Raw genomic sequence first — 19790 nt, forward strand, 5'->3', positions numbered from 1 at the left:
CTGTGTGTGAGAGGCCTACACGTTGGCCAGGGCCAGGCTGGGCAGCTTGGCCACGGCGAAGCTGCGCCGCTGGTAGAACCACCAGGTGACGGCGAAGCACAGCACGTAGAACCCGATGAAGCCGTAGAAGGCGTTGTCGGCGACCTTGGTCGCGGCCACCGAGCTGGCGATGATCCGCGTGACGAAGAAGCCGCCGAAGGCGCCGATCGCCGACACGATGCCGATCGCCGCGGCCGCCTCGCGCTTGCCCTTGCGCACGGCCTCAGCAGAATCGACACCTTCAGCGGTGTCGCGTCGAGCCTGGGCCACGAAGATCGCCGGGATCATCCGGTAGGTGGAGCCGTTGCCGACACCGGCCGTCACGAACAGCACCAGGAACGCGCCGAAGAACAGCCCGAAGCTGCCGGACCGCTCGCCGGCCACCACGACCGCGGCGGCCACGCCCATCAGCACGAAGTTCCACAGCGTGACCCGGCTGCCGCCGACCTTGTCCGACAGCCAGCCGCCGGCCGGCCGGGCCACCGACCCGACCAGCGCGCCCAGCCAGGCGAAGTAGGTGCCGTGCACGGTCGGGAACTGGGTCTTGATCAGCAGCGGCAGCGCGGCCGAGAAGCCGATGAACGAGCCGAAGGTGCCGATGTACAGGAAGGACATCACCCAGGTCTGCGACCGCTTGACCGCGGCCGCCTGCGCCGGGAAGTCGGACTTGGCGGTGCTCAGGTTGTCCTGGAACAGGGCCGAGCAGATGGCCGCCGCGATCACGAACGGCATGTAGAACAGGCCGGCGACGGCCAGCCCGACCCCGGTCGCCGCGGAGATCACCAGCGGGATGACCAGCTGCACCAGCGCGGCGCCGAGGTTGCCGCCGGCCGCGTTCAGACCGAGCGCGAAGCCCTTGCGGCTCTCCGGGTAGAAGAACGAGATGTTGGTCATCGACGACGCGAAGTTGCCGCCGCCGAAGCCGGCGGTGGCCGCCGCGAACAGGAAGAAGCCGAAGCTCGCGTGGCTGGTCACGGCCACCGTGAGCAGCGCGCACGGGACGAGCAGCATCAGCGAGCTGACGATGGCCCAGTTGCGGCCGCCGAAGCGCGGCACCGCGAACGTGTAGGGCAGCCGCAGCGTGGCGCCGACCAGGTTGGGCAGCGCGGTCAGCCAGAACAGCTGGTCGACGCCGAACTTGAAGCCGGCGCCGGGCAGCGACAGCACCACCACGCTCCAGATGGACCAGAGCGAGAAGCCCAGGTGCTCGGAGAAGATGGAGAAGATCAGGTTGCGGTTGGCGATGCGGCGGCCGGTCGCCGCCCAGAACCCCGCGTCCTCGGGGTCCCACTGCTGGATCCACTTGTGTCCACCGCGAACGGGTGCCTCGGTTGTCGTCGTCATGTCGCGTTGCAGCCCAACTTCTCGGGTTCGGTGACGGGGTCCTGCTCGGCCAGCCAGCGGGACAGCGCGCAGACGCTGTCCCGGCAGCCACCGCAGCCGGTGCCGGCCAGGGTGGTGCTGACCAGTGCGTCGAACGACCGGGCGCCGGCGTGCCATGCGCCGACCAGCCGGCCCTTGTCCACGGTGTTGCAGCGGCAGATCAGCGCCGACGCCGGCAGGGTGCCCGGGTCGGTGGTCTCGCCGGCGGGCATGGCGCGGCCGAGCAGCAGCGCCATCCGGTCGGCGGGGGCGGGCGTGCCCCGGTCGTGCAGCTGCGTGACGGCGGCGGCCACATCGGGCGCCCCCAACACGATCGCGCCCGTGACCCGGTCGTCACGCAGCACGAGCTTGGTGTAGCGGCCGCGGCTGGGATCTTCCAGCCGGACCACTTCCGCGTCGCGGTCATGCGGTTCCACGTGCACCTCGCCCATCGCGGCCAGGTCCACGTCGCGGGTCTTGAGTCGGGTCACCACGGGGGTGCCCGTGTACCGGATGTCCTCGCCGGTGAGCCGGCGGGCCAGCACCGCGGCCTGCTCCCAGGCCGGCTGCACGAGGCCGCTGACGGTGCCGGGATGCGTTGCGCAGTCACCGATCGCGTACACGTCCGGTGCGCTGGTGGCGAGGAGGTCATCGATGATCACGCCGCGGTCGACGGCCAGCCCGGCCGCCTCGGCCAGCTCGGTCGACGGCCGCGCCCCGGCCGAGACGACGACGAGACCGGCGGCGACCACCGAGCCGTCGTCGAGCAGGAGTCCCTTGCCCGGCAAGTACTTCGTGGCCAGCTGCCCGAGCCGGAACTCGATGCCCTTGGCGCCGAGGACCCGGGCCAGCACGTGTCCGCCGGCCGGATCCAGTTGGCGTTCCATGAGATGCCCGACGGGATGCACGACGGTCACCGCGCAGCCACGGCCGGCCAGTCCACGGGCGGCTTCCAGACCGAGCAAACCGCCGCCCAGCACGGCCACCGGGCCGAAGTCCTTGGCCTGGTTGACGATCTGCCGGCAGTCGTCGAGATCGCGGAAGGCCACGACACCCGGTGCGAGGACGCCGTCCTCGATCAGGCCGTCGGTCGGTGGGATCCACGGCGTGCTGCCGGTGGCCAGCACCAGCGCGTCGTAGTCCACAGTGGATCCGTCGGTGAGCACGACCCGGTGTTCGGCGGGCAGGATCTCGGCCGCCGCGACGCCGAGCCGCAGGTCGATCCCGTTGTCCCGGGGCCAGTCCGGTGAATGCAGCAGCACGTCGTCCGGCGTCATCGAGCCGGCAACCACGTTGGACAGCAGGATCCGGTTGTAGGCCGGGTGTTTCTCCGCGCCGATCACGGTGATCGACGCGCCGGAGCCGCGCAGGTTGTCGGCCAGCCGGGCGCCGGCCATGCCGTAGCCGATGATCGTGATCCTCATGCCGCCCCCAGCCGCACGGCGCACACCTTGAACTCGGGCATGCGGCTGGTCGGTTCCAATGCCGGGTTGGTCAGCAGGTTGGCCCGCTGTGCGCCGGGGAAGTGGAAGGGGAGGAACACGGTGTCCGGCCGGATCGTCGTCACGCAGCGAACCCGGGCGCGAACGGTGCCACGGCGGGATTCCACGAGCGCCCACTGTCCATCCTGGACGTCGAAACGCTGGGCGGTGTCGGGATGCACCTCGACGAACGCCTCCGGACTGGCGTTCATCAGCGCCGGCACCCGCCGGGTCTGCGCGCCGGACTGGTAGTGCTGCAACACGCGACCGGTGGTGGCGTGCAACGGGAACTCCGGGTCCGGCGGCTCGGCCGGGCCGACGTGGTCGACGGCCTGGAAGCGGGCCAGCCCGCCGGGATGGGCGAAGCGGTCCAGGAAAAGTCTTGGGGTGCCGGGATGATCGGCCGTCGGCACCGGCCAGTGCAGTGCCTCGCCGGCCCGCAGCCGGTCGTAGCTGACGCCGGCGTAGTCGGCCGGGCCGCCGGCCGAGGCGCGGCCGAGCTCGGCGAACGCCGTCTCCGGATCGACCGGGAACCGCTCCGCCGGCTGGCCCAGCCGGACGGCAAGGCCGTGCAGCACGTCGAGATCGCTGCGTACGCCGACCGGCGGCGTGATTGCCTTGCCGCGCAGCAGGATCCGGCCTTCGAGGTTGGTCATGGTGCCGCTTTCCTCGGCCCACTGCGTGACCGGGAAGACGACGTCGGCCACGGCCGCGGTCTCCGACAGCACGAAATCCGAGGTGACCAGGAGTTCGAGGGAGTCGAGCCGGTCGGCGATGTGGCCGGCGCGCGGGGCGGAGACCACGATGTTGCTGCCGAACACCAGCAAGGCCTTGGGACCGTTGGCGGTGCCGAGCGAGTCCAGCAGCTCGTAGGCCGACGGTCCAGGGCCCGGCAGTTCAGCGGCGTCGATACCCCACACCCCGGCGACGTGTGAGCGCGCGGCCGGGTCGTCGATCTTGCGGTAGCCCGGCAGCTGGTCGGCCTTCTGTCCGTGCTCGCGGCCGCCCTGCCCGTTGCCCTGGCCGGTCAGGCAACCGAACCCGGAACCGGCCCGGCCGCAGAGGCCGAGCGACAGGCACAGGTTGATCCACGCCGACACCGTCGCCACGCCGGAGGCGTGCTGCTCGGTGCCGCGGGCCGTGAGCACGTATGCGTTGCGCGCGCGGGCAAGCAGCGCAACTGCGGCCCGCTGGTCGGCGGCCGGCACACCGGTGATCCGCTCCACCCGCTGCGGCCACCATGCCGCGGCGATCCGCCACACCTCGTCGAAACCCGTTGTGCGCTCGGCAATGTACTGGTGATCCACATGTCCGTCGGCCACGACCGCGTGCAGCATGCCCAGGGCCAGTGCGAGATCCGTGCCGGGTGCGGGCTGGAGGTGCAGCGACGCGGCCTCGGCGGTCGCGGTGCGCCGCGGATCCACGACGATCAGGCCACCCTTGTCCGCCGCCGGCCGCACGTGCCGCATGAACGGCGGCATCGTCTCGGCGACATTGGCCCCCACCAACAGGATCGCGTCGGCTGCGGCCAGGTCGGCCACCGGGAACGGCAGCCCGCGGTCGATGCCGAACGCCTTGATACCGGCGGCCGCGGCCGAGGACATGCAGAACCGGCCGTTGTAGTCGATTTTCGACGTGCCGAGGGCCACGCGGGCGAACTTGCCCAGCAGATAGGCCTTCTCGTTGGTCAGACCGCCGCCGCCGAACACGCCGACCGCGTCCGGACCGAGCCGGTCCCGCAGCTCGTGCAGGCGCAGCGCCACGTAGTCGAGGGCCTCGGTCCAGCCGACCGGCCGCAGCGGCGCGCCGCGATGCTCGCGCAGCAGCGGCGTGGTGAGCCGGCCGGGGGCGTTGAGCAGGCTCGCGGACGTCCAGCCCTTCTGGCACAGGCCGCCGCGGTTGGTGGGGAACTCGCGTGGCGCGACGGTGGCCTCGGCTCGCTCGTCGCGGACGACCATCCCGCACTGCAGCGCGCAGTACGGGCAGTGGGTGTCGACCTCGACGCGGGCGTCGACAGGCATGTTTACCTCCGACGGATCGCGAGGCTTCGGCGTGGCTCGAAGCCTCTCAACGACAGGGGCGCGACACCGTGAATCCGGCGTAAAGGACCTGTTCCGGCGCCCTCACTGGGGGTGATTGGGGACTGTGCGGCGCGGGCGCACCAATCCCGCCGCCCTCAAGCTAGCAGACCGCACAGCGTCGGAAAAGGGTCCGTGAGGTCTAGATGAAAAGGTTTACATAAACTTGTGTCGGCGTCCGATTTAGCGACAAGAACCAACGCTGGCATGCGTGTTTGTGATTTCCGTCCACAGTTGGCGATCGGCGACCGGCCATTTGTCATTACGGCCATGACTATGTGATGCCGCTAGCCCGTTCGCTCTATTGACAGTGCTTGTGGCCGTGTGGAACCTTCCCTGCACTGGGGCTGGTAGGCGCATTCGCAAGGACGCGGTGCGTTTTCTGCTCCCGTATGCGCGTTTCAACGACAGGAGCACGTGGTGAGCGCACGGCACCGGCCGGCCGACGGTGCGGCCGACGGCCCCGAGTCCGCTGGCGGGCTCGCGACACTGATCCGGCCGGGCACCATTCGCGGCCGGCTGGCGCGCATCCTGGTCTTCTCCCTGGTCCTCGTGCTGGCGCTACTGGGCGTGACGATCGCCGGCCAGGTCGGCACCTACTTCGCCGCCGGCGACACGGTGAGCTCCGTCTCACTGGCGCTGAAGGTGCAGGACTTCGTGCAGGAGGTGCAGCGCGAGCGCGGCCTGACCAACGGCCTGCTCGGCGGCGAGACCCGGTTCCAGCAGTCGGTGCTGTCCCAGCGCACGGCCACGGACAAGGCGCAGACGGCGCTGAACCAGGCGTTGGCCGACGACTCCGCGCCCGGCGCCGCCCAGGTACGTGATGCTTTGTCACGTTTGTCCGGCCTGACGTCCACAAGGGAGAACGTCGACGCCGGGCGGGCCGACCGCAACACCACTTTCCAGTACTACACCACCGGTGTCGCCGCGCTGAACGGCTTGCAGCTCGGGCTGGACCAGGCGCAGGACCCGCAGCTGCGCCGCGGGTTGCAGGCCCTGTACGCGCTCGGCGACGCCAAGGAGTACACCGGCCAGGAGCGAGGATTCCTCAACGGCGTGTTCGCGGCCGACAAGTTCGGGCCCGGCGAGTACGTGCACTTCACCGAGATCCGCGCGAGCAAGCAGGCCGGCCTCACCGAGTACGCCCGCTACGCCACCCAGCCGCAGCAGGCGGCGCTGGACGAGGCGCTGCGTTCCGACAACGCGACCAAGGCCGCCGCGTCGGAGACTATGGCCATCGGCTCCACCCGTGGCCCGATCGACACCAAGACCGACGCCCTCACGTGGTGGAACCAGATGACCTCGGTCATCGACGCCGAGCGCAAGGTGCAGCAGTCGATCGGCGGCGACCTGACCACGCGGGCCACCGACCTCCAGGGCCAGGCCAGTACCACGCTCATCGTCTTCCTCGGACTGGCCCTGCTCGCGGTGGCGGCCGAGGCGCTGCTGGTGATCACCAGCATCCGCTCCATCGTCCGCCCGCTGGCCGCGCTGGCCACCGAGGCCGACGACGTGGCCGGCCGCCGGCTGCCGGCGGCGATCGCCGCCTGGCACCAGCCCGGCGACGTCGAGCCCCAGCGGCCACAGCCGGTGGCCACGCCGCCGAAGGCCGGCGCCGAGATCGCCTCGGTGGCCCAGGCCCTCGACCGGGTCCAGACCACGGCCTTCGAGCTGGCTTCCGAGCAGGCCCTCGTCCGCCGCAACACCACGGAGTCGCTGGCCAACCTGGGCCGCCGCAACCAGAACCTGGTGCGCCGGCAGCTCAACTTCATCAGCGAGTTCGAGCAGGAGGAGCTGGACCCGTCGGCGCTGGCCAACCTGTTCGAGCTGGACCACCTGGCCACCCGCATGCGCCGCAACGCCGAGAGCCTGCTGGTGCTGGTCGGCGAGACCAGCCCGCGCCGCTGGGCCGAGCCGCTGTCGCTGTCCGACGTGATCCGGGCCGGCCTGTCCGAGGTCGAGGACTACCGCCGGGTCGTGCTGCGCCGGGTGGACGAGTCCATGATCATCGGCGCGGTGGTCAGCGAGCTGGCCCACATGCTGGCCGAGCTGATCGAGAACGGCCTGGCCTTCTCGCCGCCCGACCTCGAGGTGGAGATCTACGGCCGCCGGGTCAGCGCCGGCTACATGCTCGCGGTGGTCGACCACGGCGTCGGCATGGCCAAGGAGCAGCTGGCCAAGGCCAACGCCCGGCTGCGCGGCGAGGAGGACTTCATCGTCGCGCCGACCCGCTTCCTCGGCCACTACGTGGTCGGCCGGCTGGCCCAGCGGCTGGGCATCGAGGTCGAGCTGACGGTGTCGCCGGTGAGCGGCATCGTGGCCCGGCTGCTGCTGCCGCCGGACATCCTGGCCGAGGCCAAGACCGACGCGCCGCCCAAGCAGGCCGAGATCACGTGGCCGAGCACCGAGCCGGAAGCCGCCCCGGCACTGGCCTCGACCGGCGTCGGCCAGATCCCGCCGATGCGCACGGAACCGCCGGCGACGCAGCAACAACCGCAACCGGTGCAGCAACCGCAGCCGGTGCGGCAGCCGCCATCGGGGCAGCAGCCCCAGGTTCCGGTGCGCAGCCGGCAGGAACGCCTGTCCGCCACGGTGGTCACGGCCCCGCCGGCCGTCCACGAGCCGCGCGCCGACGCCTCCGTGCAGCGCACCAAGAACGGCCTGGTCAAGCGCAGCCGGAACCGGACGGAGGAGCCGTCCGCCCGGCCGTCCGCGCCGAGCCGCCCGCCCGCCGCGGTGGAACAAGCGCCAGCGACACGGAGTTCACGGTCGCCCGAGGAGGTCCGCTCGATGCTGTCCAGCTTCAGATCGGGCCACCAGCGCGGTGAGCGCGGCCCACTGCCCGCACGAGTCAACACCGTTCCCGAGGAGGAGCCCCGGTGACCGCCGAGGTGCAGCACGCCGACCCGCACACCTTCAACTGGCTGCTGGCCAACTTCGTCCGCGGCACGGACGGCGTCCGCGACGCGGTGGCGGTCTCCTCGGACGGGCTGCTGATCGCCATGTCCGAGGGCCTGGACCGCACCTCGGCCGACCGGCTGGCCGCCCTGGTGTCGGGGCTGTCCAGCCTGGCCAAGAGCGCGGCCCGCAACTACGACTTCGAGGCCCTCAAGCTGATCATGATCGAGATGAAGCGGGGCTTCCTGCTGGTCTCGGCCATCGAGGGTGGCAGCTGCGTCGGCGTGATCGCCGACAGCCAGTGCGACATCGGCCTTGTCGGCTACGAGATCGCCGTGCTGGCCGACCGGGCCGGCGTGCTGCTGACGCCGGCGCTGATCACCGAGTTGAGAGAGACGCTGCGGCGATGAGCGACCAGCCGCGGCTGCCCGACCCGCGCATGATCCAGGTCAACCAGGCCCCGGCCTGGTTCGCGCCGAACACCCCGGTGCCGCCCGCGCCGCCGGCCGAGCCGGCCGACGGGTCGTTCGTCCGGCCGTTCATCGTCACCGGTGGGCGCACCATGCCGCTGCGGGACGACCTGCGGATCGAGACGCTGGTCGTGGCCGACCGGGCGGCGCTGACCGCGCCGCTGCGCTTCGAGCTGCAGACCGTGGTCCGGCTGTGCCAGAGCCCGCAGTCGGTGGCCGAGGTCGCCGCCCACCTGCACGTGCCGCTCGGCGTGGCCAAGGTCGTGATCGGCGACCTGATGGCCGCCGGGCACGTGACCGTGCACCAGCCAACCGAGCTCGCCGTCAGCACCATCGAGAGGATCAGGGACCTTGTCCGGGCGCTCTGACACATCCGTGCACGGGCCCACGTCCGTGAAGATCGTCATCAGCGGCGGCTTCGGCGTCGGCAAGACCACGCTGATCGGGGCCATCTCCGAGATCGAGCCGCTGGTCACCGAGGCGGCCATGACCGAGCGCTCGGTCGGCGTCGACGACCCGGGCAGCCGCAGCGACAAGCACACCACCACGGTGGCGCTGGACTTCGGCCGCATCACGCTGGACTCCTCGCTGATCCTGTACCTGTTCGGCACGCCGGGGCAGGACCGGTTCGTGTTCCTGTGGGACGACCTGGTCGAAGGCGCGCTGGGCGCGGTGATCCTGGTCGACACCGGGCGGATCGAGGACTGCTATCCGGTGCTGGACTACTTCGAGCGCCGGGACACGCCGTTCGTCGTTGCGGTCAACCACTTCCCGGGGCAGCGGGAGTTCGATCTGGACGAGGTGCGGGAGGCGCTGGGCTGTGACGAGTCCGTGCCGCTGATCGCCTGCGACGCCCGCGACCGCGAATCCGTCAAAGAGGTCCTGGTCACGGTCATCGAGCAGGTACTGTTGGCCCGGTTGACAGCTCCACCCCAGGTCAGCGCCACACACTGAGGCAGGTGCCGCATGCGGTACGGGATTCTCGGCCCACTGGAGGTCACCCGTACCGGGGAAACGGTCACGCCCAGCACGCCGCAGCAGCGCACGGTTCTGGCCCTGCTGCTGGCCAACGCCGACAGCTGGGTCTCGCTGGGCACCATGGTGGACGAGCTGTGGCCGGCGCGGACCCCGCGCAGCGCCAGGGTGATCGTCCAGGTCGCGGTGTCCAAACTCCGCAAAGTGTTGCCTGTCAAGGCAATCCGGACAGGACCGTCGGGCTATTTGTTGACGGTTGACGGCGCCGAGTTCGACCAGTCGGAGTTCGTGACGCAGGCGCGGCGCGGGCGTGAGCTGATGGGCGCCGGGAAGTTGGGGCCGGCGCGGGAGTTGCTGGCCGCCGCGCTGGGCCGCTGGCGTGGGGACGCGCTGTGCGATGTGGCCGGTGGGCCCGTGTTGGAAGCGCATGCCCGGTGGCTGACCGAGCTTCGATTATCCACCGTGGACAGCAAGGTGCGGATCGACCTGGCTGCCGGGCGGTGTCACGACGTGATCGCCGAGCTGACCGTGTTGCTGGCCCGTGACCCCGGGCAGGAAGTGCTCGCCGGTTCGCTGATGGTGGCGCTGCACCAGGCCGGTCGATCCGCCGAGGCGGCGGACGTGGTCGACCGCGTCGCCGCTTTCGTCGAGGCCGATCCGGGGCCGGTGCTTCGCCGGCTGGTGACCGATCCCTCCGCGTGGGAGCTGCCGCGGACCGTGGTCCACACTGCCCAGCTGCCGCCCGCGGTGCCGGATTTTGTTGGCAGAGCGGATATTCGGTGCTCGTCGTTGACCGTCCTGTGTGGACCTTCTGGTGGTGGCAAGACCGCGTTGGCGGTGCGGATCGCCCATGATCGCCGTGACGAGTTCCCGGACGGCCAGCTGTTCGCGCAGCTTCGTGGCGTGGCGACGGCCGAGGTGCTGGGGTCTTTCCTGTCGGCGCTGGGCTGCGAGGTGCCGCATGGTCTGTTGGAACGGCAGCAGCTGTTCCGGAGCGTGACCGCCGACCGGCGAATCCTGGTGGTACTGGACGATGCCGCCGGCGAGGCGCAGGTTCGGCCGCTGCTGCCCGGCGGTGCCGGGTGTGCCGTGCTGGTGACGTCACGCAGTCGGTTGTCCGGGCTGGAAGGCGCTGCCGTCGCCGAGGTCGCCGAGTTGACCGAAGCCGAGTCGCTGGCGTTGCTCTCGGCCGTCGCCGGGGCGGATCGTGTTGCCGCGGAGGAGGAATCGGCCAGGGAACTGGTCCGGTTGTGCGGGCAGCTGCCGCTGGCCGTGCGGGTCGCCGGGGCCAAGCTGGCGTCGACCAAGTACTTGCTGGTGCGGGAATTAGTTGAGCGGATGGCCGACGAGCGCCGCCGGCTGGCCGAGCTCAAGGTCGGCGACCTGGACGTGCGGGCCGGCGTCGAGATCGGCTACTCCTCGTGCGATCCCTTGCAGCGCAAGCTGTTACGGCTGCTGGGCTGGTTCGACTCGGTCGACCTGCCCGAGTGGGCCATGGCCACGCTGCTCGACGGGGACCCGTCGGCCGCGCTGGCCGGCTTGGTCGAGGCCCAGCTGGTGGCCGTGACCGGCCGGGATCGCCTGGGACAGCTGCGTTATCGTCCGCACGAGCTGATCCGGGTCTTCGGCCACGAGCGCCTGCTGGTCGAGGAGCCGGCCCGCGAGGCGGCGCTCGACCGGCTGCTCAAGTCCTATTTGGACGTGTCCGTACGGGCCGACCGGCGGCTGCCGACCGGCCGTTTTCCCTTGTCCCCGGCGGAGAAGGCCGCCGATCCCGCCGTGGTCCGGCGGGCCGAGGCCGATCCGCTGGGCTGGCGGGACGCCGAGTCCGCCATGCTGCGCTGCCTGGTCCGGCTGGCCCACCGGCACGGCCGCTGGGCGCTGGCCGGGCGGCTGGCCGAGGTCTGCGCGGCCCGTCCCGGCGACCGGCGGATCGAGGTCATCGGCCTGGTTTCCGCGCGGCACACCGGTGATCGCCGGGCTCAGGCCGTCAGCCTGTGCCGGCTCGGCGATCTGCACTGGAACGCGCACGGCCGGGCCAACCGGGCCCGCGTCTACTACGACATGGCGTGCCGGATCTTCACCGGGCTCGACGACCGGGCCGGGCTCGGGCGCGCGCTGGCCGCCCGGGCCGACATCGACGTGGAGCGCGGCGACATCGAGCGGGCCCAGGTCTGCCTTGAGGACGGGCTGGTCATGCTGCGCCAGGTCGACGACCAGACCGGGCAGGCCGATGTGCTGCGGCAGCTGGGAACCGTGCTGGCCGACCGGGACCGGCCGGCCGAGGCCATCCGCTGCTTCGAGGACAGCGTCCGCCTCGCCCGTGGTCTCGGCGACCGGCGGCGCGAGGCCCATGCCGGCAAACAGCTGGCGGATGTGTTGCGGCGCAACGGTGACCACGATCGGGCCGGCGCGTTGCTCGAGGACGCCCTCGCCGCGAGCATCCGGCTGGCCGACCGGCACTGGGAAGCGCACGTGCTGCGCAGTCTGGGCGAACTGTCCGATGCCGAAGACCCGTTGACCCGGTCACTGGAGATGTTCCAGGAGTCGGGCCATGAGCACGCCACCGCGTATGCCTTGCGGTCGCTGGGGGAGTGGCACCGGCGGCATGGGCAGGACGATCGCGCCGACGCCTTGCTGCGGGCCAGCCTGGTCGTCTTCGAGGGCATCGACGACCGGCGCGGGCGGGCCTACGCCTTGCTGGGGTTGGGGCAGCTCCGACACCGCGCCGGCGACTCCGCGGCCGGCCGCCGGGCCGTCCGGGAGTCGATCACGTTGTTCGCCGGCCTCGGCTTCACCGGCTGGCAGGCCGAGGCCCGCCGCACCCTGCGCCGATTGACCCCCGCGAGTCCCGCTTAGCGTCACACCGAAAGTGTGAAACGGATTCATGCAGTTCGGTGTGACTGTGGGCGGGACTCGCGGGGTTTGGCGTTTAGCGAGTGTTTAAGGCTTCCGGTTTCACTGGCCGCCCCTGCTCGTACCGGAGGAGTGTGCTCATGAAAGCCGTTCTGGTCGCCGCGGCCATCGCCGGATCCCTGCTCACCGGCGCCGGTGCCGCGAGCGCGGCGCCGGCCGTGACCAAGCTGTCCCAGTCGACCGCCGCCTCGGAGCTGCGGGCGGCCGGCATCACCTGGTCCTCCAGCGGCAACTGCACCGACCGCACCAACTCGCACTGCACCTCGTTCGACCAGATCAACGCCAGCACGGTCGACGGCGTGATCACCCTGCGGCACGCCAGCGGCTGCGCCATCAACATCACCGGCGGCACCGAGGTCGGCCACGCCTCCGGCACCTACAGCCACTACAACGGCTACAAGGTGGACATCTCGCACAACAGCTGCATCGACGGCTACATCAAGCGCAGCTTCACCTACATCGGCCTGCGCGGCGACGGCTACCCGCAGTGGAAGGCGCCCTCCGGCAACCTCTACTGCGACGAGGGCAACCACTGGGACATCACCTACTTCTGACCGGTTCGTACGCCGCCCGACGCGGAGGACCGGCCTTCTCGGCCGGTGGGCGGCGCACTCGGCCCCTGCGGCGCAGTCGCGAGCCACGCGGCCGCCGCAGGGGCCATACGCCTTTGTGGTAGCCCGAACTGGACCTCGTGGTGACGACGTGGCACACCGGTAGCGGCGATCTTTGTGGTCACGGGAGCCGTGGCCATCCGGGCCGCGGCCGGACCGCGAGGTTGTGAGCGGATGATCGTCGCGCGCGGACTGACCAAGCGCTATGGATCGGTGACAGCGGTGGACGACCTGTCGTTCACCGTCCAGCCCGGCGTGGTGACCGGCTTCCTCGGCCCCAACGGGGCCGGCAAGTCCACCACCATGCGGCTGATGCTGGGCCTTGACCACGGGGCCGGCCGCACCGAGTTCGACGGGCGCAGCTTCGGTGAGCTGGCCCACCCGGCCCGGACCGTCGGCGTCATGCTCGACGCCCGCGCCGTGCACCCGGGCCGCACCGCCCGGGCCCACCTGCGGATGGTCGCCGCCGGCAGCGGCCTGCCGGCCGACCGCGTCGACCAGGCGCTGGACCGCGTCGGCCTGCTGACCGTGGCCGACCGCCGGGCCGGCGGCTTCAGCATGGGCATGTCGCAGCGGCTCGGCCTGGCCGGGGCGCTGCTGGGCAACCCGCAGGCGCTGATGCTCGACGAGCCGGCCAACGGCCTCGACCCGGAGGGCGTGCGCTGGCTGCGTGACCTGCTCAAGGCCCTTGCGGCCGAGGGACGAACGGTGTTCGTGTCCTCCCACCTGCTCAACGAGATGGCCGTGCTGGCCGACGCCCTGGTGGTGATCGGGCAGGGGCGGCTGGTCGCCGCCGAGACGACCGACGCCTTCGTCGCCCGCAACTCCCGGCCCGAGGTGCTGGTCCGCCCGGCCGACCCCGGCCTGCTGGCCGACCTGCTGGCCCGGGCCGGTTTCGCGGTCGCGCCGCAGCCGGACGGCTCGCTCGTCGTCGCCACGCACGACACCGACGCCATCGCCACCATCGCGATGCGGGCCAGCATCGTGCTCCGTGAGCTGACCGTCCGTCACAGCAGCCTGGAGGACGCGTTCTTCACCGCGACCGCCGGCGCCGCGCAGTACCGTGGGAGGGCCTGACCCGATGCTCGACGCTGTCCGCTACGAACTCGTCCGACTCCGTTCGCTGCGCTCGACGTGGGTGCTGCTGGCGACCGGGCCGGTGATCCAGTTCCTGTTCGCCCTCATCTGGGCCACCCACCACGACATGCCGGTGCAGACCCGGTTCGACAACGCCTTCCTCGGCCTGTTCCTCGTGCTGGCCGTGCTGCCGGCGGTGACCGTCGGCGTGTCGTCGTTCGGCCACGAGTACCGGTTCCGAACGATCGTCACGACCACGCTGACGCTGCGCACACCGACCCGCATCCTTGGCGCCAAGGCGATCACCGTCGCCCTGTTCGGGGCCGTCACCGGGGCTCTGCTGGTCGCCGTGACGTTGCTGGCCGACACCGTCGGCGGCAACCCGTACACCGACGGTGCCGCGATCGGCCAGGCCTTCGTCGGTGCCATCGTGTTCGCCGCGCTCAGCTGCCTGGTCGGGCTCGGCGTGGCCGCCCTGTGCCGCAACTCCGCCGTCGCGCTCGTCGCCATGATCGCGTTCCCGACCATCATCGAGACGCTGCTGCTGTTGGCCAAGGTCGATCCGGCACTGATCCCGTTCTCCGCGGCGGAAAAGCTGGTCACCACCGCCAGTTGGACCTCGCCGCTGGCGCTGCTCGGGCTGGCCGTGGTGTTCCTGGCCGGCAGCTGGGTGACGCTGCGCCGCCGCGACGCCTAGGGTTGCCGGTGTGCTGAGCAAGCTTCGGTCCCGATTGGACAGTCCGTGGGTGGTGATCGCGCGGGACGCCGTGCTCGCCGCGCTTCTCGTGACCCCGACTGTGTCCGAGGCCCACACCACCGGCATCGGCCTTCTGCCCGACGGTCCCGTGGCGGCCGGTGTGGCCGTTGCCGCGGCCGTGGTGGTGGCGGTACGCAGCCGTTTCCCGCGGGCCGTCGCCCTGCTGACCTCGTTGACCATGGTGTTGGACGGCGTGTTCTTCCCGCTCGTGTTCGCCGTGTGGTCGCTGGGCGTGCGGCGGGGCAACACGCGGGACACGTGGCTCATCGCCGCTTGGTGCGCGGTGGCCGTCACCGTGCCGTGGCGGCCCGGGTTCCGGCTGTACTTCACCGACTGGGACCCGCAGTTCCTGCTCCTGCTGCCCGTCTTTCCGGTGATGTTCGTCGGCTTCCCGCTGGTGCTGGGGCTGTGGGTGTGGCAGCGCCGGCAGCTCGTGGCCAGCCTGCGGGAGCGGGCCGTGCAGGCCGAGGAGCAGCGGGACATGTTGGCCGCCAAGGCCGTCACCGACGAGCGGGCGCGGATCGCCCGCGAGCTGCACGACGTCGTGGCGCACCGCGTCAGCCTGCTGACCGTGCAGGCCGGCGCGGTGTCGCTGTCGCCCAACCAGGAGCTGGCCGACTTCGCCGAGGGCATCCGTCAGCACGGCGCGGCGGCGATGGAGGAGTTGCGGGAGATGCTCAGCGTGCTGCGCCGTGAGGACGGCGAGGCCCCGAAACACCCTCAGCCCACGCTCGCCGCCGCGTGCGAGCTGATCACCGAGGCGGTGTCGGCCGGCCAGCACGTGCAGGCTTCGTTGCCGGAGGAGTTGCCGGAGGTGCCCGGTTCGACCGCTCGGGCCGTGTACTGGCTGCTGCACGAGTCGTTGATCAACGCCGGCAAGCACGCCCCCGGTTCGGACATCTCGGTCAGCCTGCGTGATCATGACGGCCGGCTGGACGTGCGGGTCGCCAACACCGTCGGCCTGCCGCGGGCCGTTCCCGTGCCGCGGTCCGGTTTCGGCCTGATCGGCATGCGCGAGCGGGTCGCGCTGTCCGGCGGGACGCTGACCGCTGGTCCGCTGCTGGACGGCGGGTTCGAGGTGGCCGCCACGTTTCCGAAGGAGCCCCGGTGATCAAGGCCGTGTTGTTGGAGGACGAGGAGCTGGTGCGGCTCAGCATCAAGATGATCCTGGAGAGCAGCGGCCGCGTCGAGGTCGTCGCCGACCGTGGCGACGGGGTCGACGCGGTTGAGCTGGTGCGGGAGTTCCGTCCGGACATCGTGGTCACCGACATCCGGATGCCCACTGTGGACGGTCTCGAGGTCACCCGCCGGTTGCAGGCCGCCGGCGACGCGCCGCCCATTCTGCTGCTGACCACTTTCGACCTCGACGAGTACGTCTACGAGGCGCTCGGCGCCGGCGCGGCCGGGTTCTTGTTGAAGGACACCCCGCCGCGTGACCTCATCCGTGGCGTCGAGATGGTCGCCGCCGGCAACGCCGTGCTGGCCCCTTCGGTGTTGAAACGCATGGCCGTCCGGTACTCCGGCGGCATCCTGGCCAAGGAGGCCGCCGCCCAGGCCCGATTGGACACGCTCACCGACCGTGAGCGCGAGGTCGTGCTGGCCGTGGCCACCGGGGCCGGCAACACCGAGATCGCCGCGCGGCTGTCGGTCAGCGAGGCCACCGTCAAGGTGCACGTCAGCCGGGCCATGACCAAGCTCGGCCTGGACAACCGGACCCAGTTGGCCATCCTGGCCTTCCAGGCCGGCGCAGCCGGGTGACCCTTGGTGACTGATTGACCGTTGCCGGGTACAGTCCGTCGACAAGGCCCCCACGCGGGTGCCGCGCGGCGTCGCTCCCCGGCTTCGGTGGCGCTTCTCGCCAGAGGGTTTGTCTTCAGCCCACCGCGTCCCCATTGGAGCGCCGTGCCGGGGCGGCTCGTCCCGAGGACGCCCCCATGCCCCGTCACTCTCCGTTGGTCGCCGCCGTCGCCCGTCTTCGCCGGCCTTACACCGGTGAGCCCCAGTGGGCCGTCGAGCCCGAGGTCGGCGGTGCGTTGGCCGAGCTCAGTCCCCTCGAGTTGGCCCACCTCCTCGGCCAGGCTTCCGGCCCCGTCCCGCCCCGCGTCCGTCGCACCGTCCTGCCCGATGCGCACGATCCCGTCCAGCAGTCCTTGGAGGCCGCCGTCTTCGCCGCCGCCGCCACGATTGCCCGGCCCGTCTTCTGGATGGTCCAGCCCCGTGTGGACCAGCTCCGTCTCTCCGTCATGCCCGATGTGGCGGCTGGGCTCGTCCAGGCCTTGTTCTCCTTGGTGCCGGGGTTGATCGCCCGCCCCATCGGCATGCACGTCTTCTTGGCTCATGGTCCCGGAGTCGTCGTCCTCACCGGCGTCGGCGCCGACCGTTGGGCGTCCTTGATGGACGGCTTTGTTCCTTCCGCCGTCCCGCCTCTGCCGGTTGCGTTGGACCCTTTGCTGAGCTCCCTGCTCCGGCGAGTCTGCCTCTTCCCGTCGCCGCCCAGCGTCGAGGCCGGCGAACTTCGGTGGCAGGACGGCCCTTCCATCGAGTGGATCTCCGCTGCCCTGTCCCACCCCATCACCGGGTTGTCCGTGCCGTTGACCTTGAAGCTGGCCGCTCAGTCGCCCACGAACATGAGATAGCTGCCCGGTGTCCCGGCACATTCCGCGAGCATCCCTCGCAGCGCCCCCACCGCTTCCCGCTCCCCGTCCGTGGTGCACAGGTCCTCCAGCTGCCGCACCTCTTTCAGCGCCGCTTCCGCCTGCTGCTCGTTGTACAGCGTGTCGCCGTAGGGGTCGATCGCCGCCAGCCGGCGATCGCCCCCGAGGCGGCTCAGTGCCGTCGGCAGGTTGTCCGCCGGGTCACCCCAGCGCCGGATCACCCTCGCGGGCCGCCTCCGATGCCCCGGCGGCCGCTCGGTGTACAGAATCAGGTCAATCCCCATGCCGCCCTTCTACCACTCCGCGCGGCCGTCAGCTGCCGGCCCGGATCAAACCGGTCCGCTTCACGGTGGTCAGGATCGGGGTGACTTCGGTGCCGACGCTGCCGTCCAACCCGCCGCCGGTCAGGAAGGCGTACAGCTCAGGCAGATCGGCGGCGGCGACGGCTACCAACAGGTTGGCGCGGCCGGTGGTGGCGGCGGCGAAGCGGACCAGAGGGTGCTGGCTCAAGGCCTCGCCGGTGGCGTCGAGGTCACCGGGGGCGACGTTGAGCCAGAGCAGGGCCTCGCCGTGGATGCCGAGCAAGCCGAGGTCGACCTCGATGGCGAGGCGAAGGCTGAGACCACGGACGAGGGCGTCGAGGCGGCGGCGGGCGGTGACGGGGGAGGTGTCGGCGTGGAGGGCGAGGTCGGTGTAACTGGCCCGCCCGTCGGCGACGAGAGCGGCGATGAGGGCCTCGTCGATGTCGTGGTGAGTGGGCGGAAGCTGGTACCCGACAGGGAAAGGAGGCTTGACGGGCTTGCCGTTCCACAGGAAGGCAGTGGGGAAGACACGGAGCATGGTGTACGAGGTCCACGACTCGACGGCGGCGGTGGCGGGAAGGTCCCGTAGCAGCAACAGGTTCCGGGCCTCGGCACCGGCGAGCATGAACTGGACGCAGATCTCGTCGCCGCCGCCGATGATGTCGACGGCGACGGTGTCGGGTCGGCGGGCGAGCACGGCGGCGACGGCGCGGATGCGGTTGGGGGCGCAACGAATCCGTAGGGCCATGGGCACGATGCCGGGGAAGTGCATGGGATTCCGGACGACGGTGGCCCGGAGGGTGCCGTCCTGGAACAACGGCAGGGCCCGACGAACGACGGTCCGCTCGGAGATCCCCAGCTCCAAGCCGACGGCCCGCCACGAAGCCCGCGGCGAAGCGAGCAACACGGAGACGATACGGCGCTCGGTCTCGCCCAGGATCTGTCGCATAAACGCTAGAATAGACCGATTCATGTCCTAGAACCGGAAGAAAGCTACCCGAGAAAGACCGTATACCTCTAAACCACACCTATGGACGTGAACACGACGACGGGACCGGTCCGAGGCGTCACGACGGGCCAGGTCGAGGCATTCCGAGGCATCCCCTACGCGACGGCGGCAAGGTTCCAACCGCCGACGCCGCCCAAAGCCTGGACGGAGCCCCTGGCAGCCACGAAGCCGGGACCGGCGGCCCCGCAGACGGCGTCCCGACTCGCCTGGATCATGGGGGAACGGGAGCTGGACTGGGCCGAAGACGGCTGCCTGAACCTGAACGTCTGGACCACGGGCCTGGCCACCAAGAAGCCGGTGCTGGTCTGGTTCCACGGCGGTGCCTTCACGAGCGGTTCCGGCGGCTGGGACTGGTACGACGGCGGCAACCTGGCCGGCGACAACGACATCGTGGTGGTGACGGCCAACTACCGCCTTGGTGCCCTCGGCTACCTCTACAAGCCGGAGATCGGCGCGGACAATCTCGGCGCGCAGGACCAGGCGGCGGTGCTCCGCTGGGTGCACGACAACATCGCGGCGTTCGGCGGCGACCCGGGCAAGGTGACGGTCGGCGGCCAGTCGGCGGGCGCGTATTCGGCGCTGTACCTGGCGATCGACCCGGCGACGAAGGACCTCGTGCACCGGGTGGTCCTGCAAAGCGGACCCTGGGCGCTGCCGCCGGCCGATCCGACCGTCGCGAAGGCCAACGCCGACAAGTTCCTGAAGCTGCTCAAAAACCCCGACGCCCCAACGGAAACCGTGCTGGCCACGCAGCAGAAGCTGCCGACCGACGGCCTGCCGTTCCTGCCGGTGCTCGGCGGCGCCGGCTACCCGAAACCGTGGCAGCAGGCCGATCTGTCCGAGCTGGACGTCCTCATCGGCCACACCAAGGACGAAATGGTGGCGTTCGGCAACACACCGGACGTCTTCCAGCCGGGCGTGCACGAGATCGCCAAGGCCAGCAACGGTTTCGCCTATCGGTTCGACTGCACGGGACCGCTCGGCGCACCGCACTGCGTCGAGCTGCCGTACCTGTTCGGCACCTTCGAGGCCTTCAAGGACAGTCCGATGCTCGGTGACGACCGCAACACCGATTTCGGCACGGCCGTGGCCAACTTCACCAAGACCGGGGAGCCCGGCTGGCCCCGCTACCCGGAGTGCCGCCACTTCGTGTGACCCCGC

Annotated in this window: 17 protein-coding genes; 12 read left to right on the top strand and 5 right to left on the bottom strand. The window is 70.9% G+C overall.

Annotation, left to right across the window (positions count from 1 at the left end):
* Positions 1-15: 15 nt before the first annotated feature.
* From M3Q35_RS44750 to M3Q35_RS44760, 3 genes are read right to left on the bottom strand one after another with little or no spacing between them, the layout of a single operon-like run.
* Positions 16-1383: an MFS transporter gene (locus tag M3Q35_RS44750; protein ID WP_273938673.1), complete on the bottom strand. Its 1368-nt coding sequence runs from the start codon at positions 1381-1383 to the stop codon at positions 16-18.
* Positions 1380-2825, bottom strand: a complete 1446-nt coding sequence (locus M3Q35_RS44755; protein ID WP_273938674.1) for an FAD-dependent oxidoreductase — start codon at positions 2823-2825, stop codon at positions 1380-1382. Before M3Q35_RS44755 ends, M3Q35_RS44750 begins: the two co-directional genes overlap by 4 nt.
* Positions 2822-4903: a molybdopterin oxidoreductase family protein gene (locus M3Q35_RS44760; RefSeq protein WP_273938675.1), complete on the bottom strand. Its 2082-nt coding sequence runs from the start codon at positions 4901-4903 to the stop codon at positions 2822-2824. Before M3Q35_RS44760 ends, M3Q35_RS44755 begins: the two co-directional genes overlap by 4 nt.
* 477 nt (positions 4904-5380) lie before the next feature.
* Between M3Q35_RS44760 and M3Q35_RS44765 the strand changes: the two genes are divergently transcribed.
* From M3Q35_RS44765 to M3Q35_RS44815, 11 genes are all read left to right on the top strand, one after another.
* Complete coding sequence (locus M3Q35_RS44765; RefSeq protein ID WP_273938676.1) at positions 5381-7843, top strand: sensor histidine kinase; 2463 nt, start codon at positions 5381-5383, stop codon at positions 7841-7843.
* Positions 7840-8268 (top strand): roadblock/LC7 domain-containing protein, encoded by a 429-nt coding sequence (locus M3Q35_RS44770; RefSeq protein WP_273938677.1) that lies wholly within the window; start codon positions 7840-7842, stop codon positions 8266-8268. Before M3Q35_RS44765 ends, M3Q35_RS44770 begins: the two co-directional genes overlap by 4 nt.
* On the top strand, positions 8265-8696 hold the full coding sequence (locus M3Q35_RS44775; RefSeq protein WP_273938678.1) for a DUF742 domain-containing protein: 432 nt from the start codon (positions 8265-8267) through the stop codon (positions 8694-8696). Before M3Q35_RS44770 ends, M3Q35_RS44775 begins: the two co-directional genes overlap by 4 nt.
* Entirely contained in the window at positions 8680-9282 is a 603-nt protein-coding gene (locus M3Q35_RS44780; RefSeq protein WP_379793706.1) for a GTP-binding protein, read from the top strand. Before M3Q35_RS44775 ends, M3Q35_RS44780 begins: the two co-directional genes overlap by 17 nt.
* 12 nt (positions 9283-9294) lie before the next feature.
* A complete protein-coding gene (locus M3Q35_RS44785) occupies positions 9295-12162 on the top strand; it encodes an AfsR/SARP family transcriptional regulator (RefSeq protein WP_273938680.1) in 2868 nt (955 codons plus the stop codon).
* A gap of 137 nt (positions 12163-12299) precedes the next feature.
* Entirely contained in the window at positions 12300-12773 is a 474-nt protein-coding gene (locus M3Q35_RS44790) for a hypothetical protein (protein ID WP_273938681.1), read from the top strand.
* Positions 12774-13004: 231 nt separating this feature from the next.
* Positions 13005-13907, top strand: a complete 903-nt coding sequence (locus tag M3Q35_RS44795) for an ATP-binding cassette domain-containing protein (protein WP_273938682.1) — start codon at positions 13005-13007, stop codon at positions 13905-13907.
* Between the two features lie 4 nt (positions 13908-13911).
* Positions 13912-14604, top strand: coding sequence for an ABC transporter permease (locus M3Q35_RS44800; protein WP_273938683.1), 693 nt, complete (start codon positions 13912-13914; stop codon positions 14602-14604).
* A gap of 10 nt (positions 14605-14614) precedes the next feature.
* On the top strand, positions 14615-15775 hold the full coding sequence (locus tag M3Q35_RS44805) for a sensor histidine kinase (RefSeq protein WP_273938684.1): 1161 nt from the start codon (positions 14615-14617) through the stop codon (positions 15773-15775).
* Positions 15772-16422 (top strand): response regulator, encoded by a 651-nt coding sequence (locus M3Q35_RS44810; RefSeq protein ID WP_273938685.1) that lies wholly within the window; start codon positions 15772-15774, stop codon positions 16420-16422. The genes M3Q35_RS44805 and M3Q35_RS44810 overlap by 4 nt, the downstream gene beginning before the upstream one ends.
* A 176-nt stretch (positions 16423-16598) precedes the next feature.
* Positions 16599-17300 carry a hypothetical protein gene (locus M3Q35_RS44815; RefSeq protein ID WP_273938686.1) on the top strand — a complete coding sequence of 234 codons (702 nt, stop codon included), beginning with the start codon at positions 16599-16601 and terminating at the stop codon, positions 17298-17300.
* On the opposite strand, the gene M3Q35_RS44820 is transcribed toward M3Q35_RS44815, so the two are convergent.
* Together M3Q35_RS44820 and M3Q35_RS44825 are read right to left on the bottom strand one after the other, a co-directional pair.
* Positions 17276-17602: a hypothetical protein gene (locus M3Q35_RS44820; RefSeq protein ID WP_273938687.1), complete on the bottom strand. Its 327-nt coding sequence runs from the start codon at positions 17600-17602 to the stop codon at positions 17276-17278. The genes M3Q35_RS44815 and M3Q35_RS44820 overlap by 25 nt on opposite strands.
* Positions 17603-17630: 28 nt before the next feature.
* Positions 17631-18569 carry an Lrp/AsnC family transcriptional regulator gene (locus M3Q35_RS44825; protein WP_273938688.1) on the bottom strand — a complete coding sequence of 313 codons (939 nt, stop codon included), beginning with the start codon at positions 18567-18569 and terminating at the stop codon, positions 17631-17633.
* Positions 18570-18650: 81 nt separating this feature from the next.
* Here M3Q35_RS44825 and M3Q35_RS44830 point away from each other — a divergent pair, with 81 nt between their 5' ends.
* Positions 18651-19784 (top strand): carboxylesterase family protein, encoded by a 1134-nt coding sequence (locus tag M3Q35_RS44830; protein WP_273938690.1) that lies wholly within the window; start codon positions 18651-18653, stop codon positions 19782-19784.
* The last annotated feature ends 6 nt before the right edge of the window (positions 19785-19790 follow it).

This window comes from Kutzneria chonburiensis, assembly GCF_028622115.1.
In the GTDB taxonomy this organism is placed as follows: Bacteria; Actinomycetota; Actinomycetes; order Mycobacteriales; family Pseudonocardiaceae; genus Kutzneria; species Kutzneria chonburiensis.

Bases quoted from the DNA above. Each gene is read 5' to 3' on its own strand.
- M3Q35_RS44750 (WP_273938673.1), bottom strand. From the start codon at position 1,383: ATGACGACGACAACCGAGGCACCCGTTCGCGGTGGACACAAGTGGATC.
- M3Q35_RS44755 (WP_273938674.1), bottom strand. From the start codon at position 2,825: ATGAGGATCACGATCATCGGCTACGGCATGGCCGGCGCCCGGCTGGCC.
- M3Q35_RS44760 (WP_273938675.1), bottom strand. From the start codon at position 4,903: ATGCCTGTCGACGCCCGCGTCGAGGTCGACACCCACTGCCCGTACTGC.
- M3Q35_RS44775 (WP_273938678.1), top strand. From the start codon at position 8,265: ATGAGCGACCAGCCGCGGCTGCCCGACCCGCGCATGATCCAGGTCAAC.
- M3Q35_RS44785 (WP_273938680.1), top strand. From the start codon at position 9,295: ATGCGGTACGGGATTCTCGGCCCACTGGAGGTCACCCGTACCGGGGAA.
- M3Q35_RS44790 (WP_273938681.1), top strand. From the start codon at position 12,300: ATGAAAGCCGTTCTGGTCGCCGCGGCCATCGCCGGATCCCTGCTCACC.
- M3Q35_RS44795 (WP_273938682.1), top strand. From the start codon at position 13,005: ATGATCGTCGCGCGCGGACTGACCAAGCGCTATGGATCGGTGACAGCG.
- M3Q35_RS44800 (WP_273938683.1), top strand. From the start codon at position 13,912: ATGCTCGACGCTGTCCGCTACGAACTCGTCCGACTCCGTTCGCTGCGC.
- M3Q35_RS44815 (WP_273938686.1), top strand. From the start codon at position 16,599: ATGCCCCGTCACTCTCCGTTGGTCGCCGCCGTCGCCCGTCTTCGCCGG.
- M3Q35_RS44820 (WP_273938687.1), bottom strand. From the start codon at position 17,602: ATGGGGATTGACCTGATTCTGTACACCGAGCGGCCGCCGGGGCATCGG.
- M3Q35_RS44825 (WP_273938688.1), bottom strand. From the start codon at position 18,569: ATGCGACAGATCCTGGGCGAGACCGAGCGCCGTATCGTCTCCGTGTTG.
- M3Q35_RS44830 (WP_273938690.1), top strand. From the start codon at position 18,651: ATGGACGTGAACACGACGACGGGACCGGTCCGAGGCGTCACGACGGGC.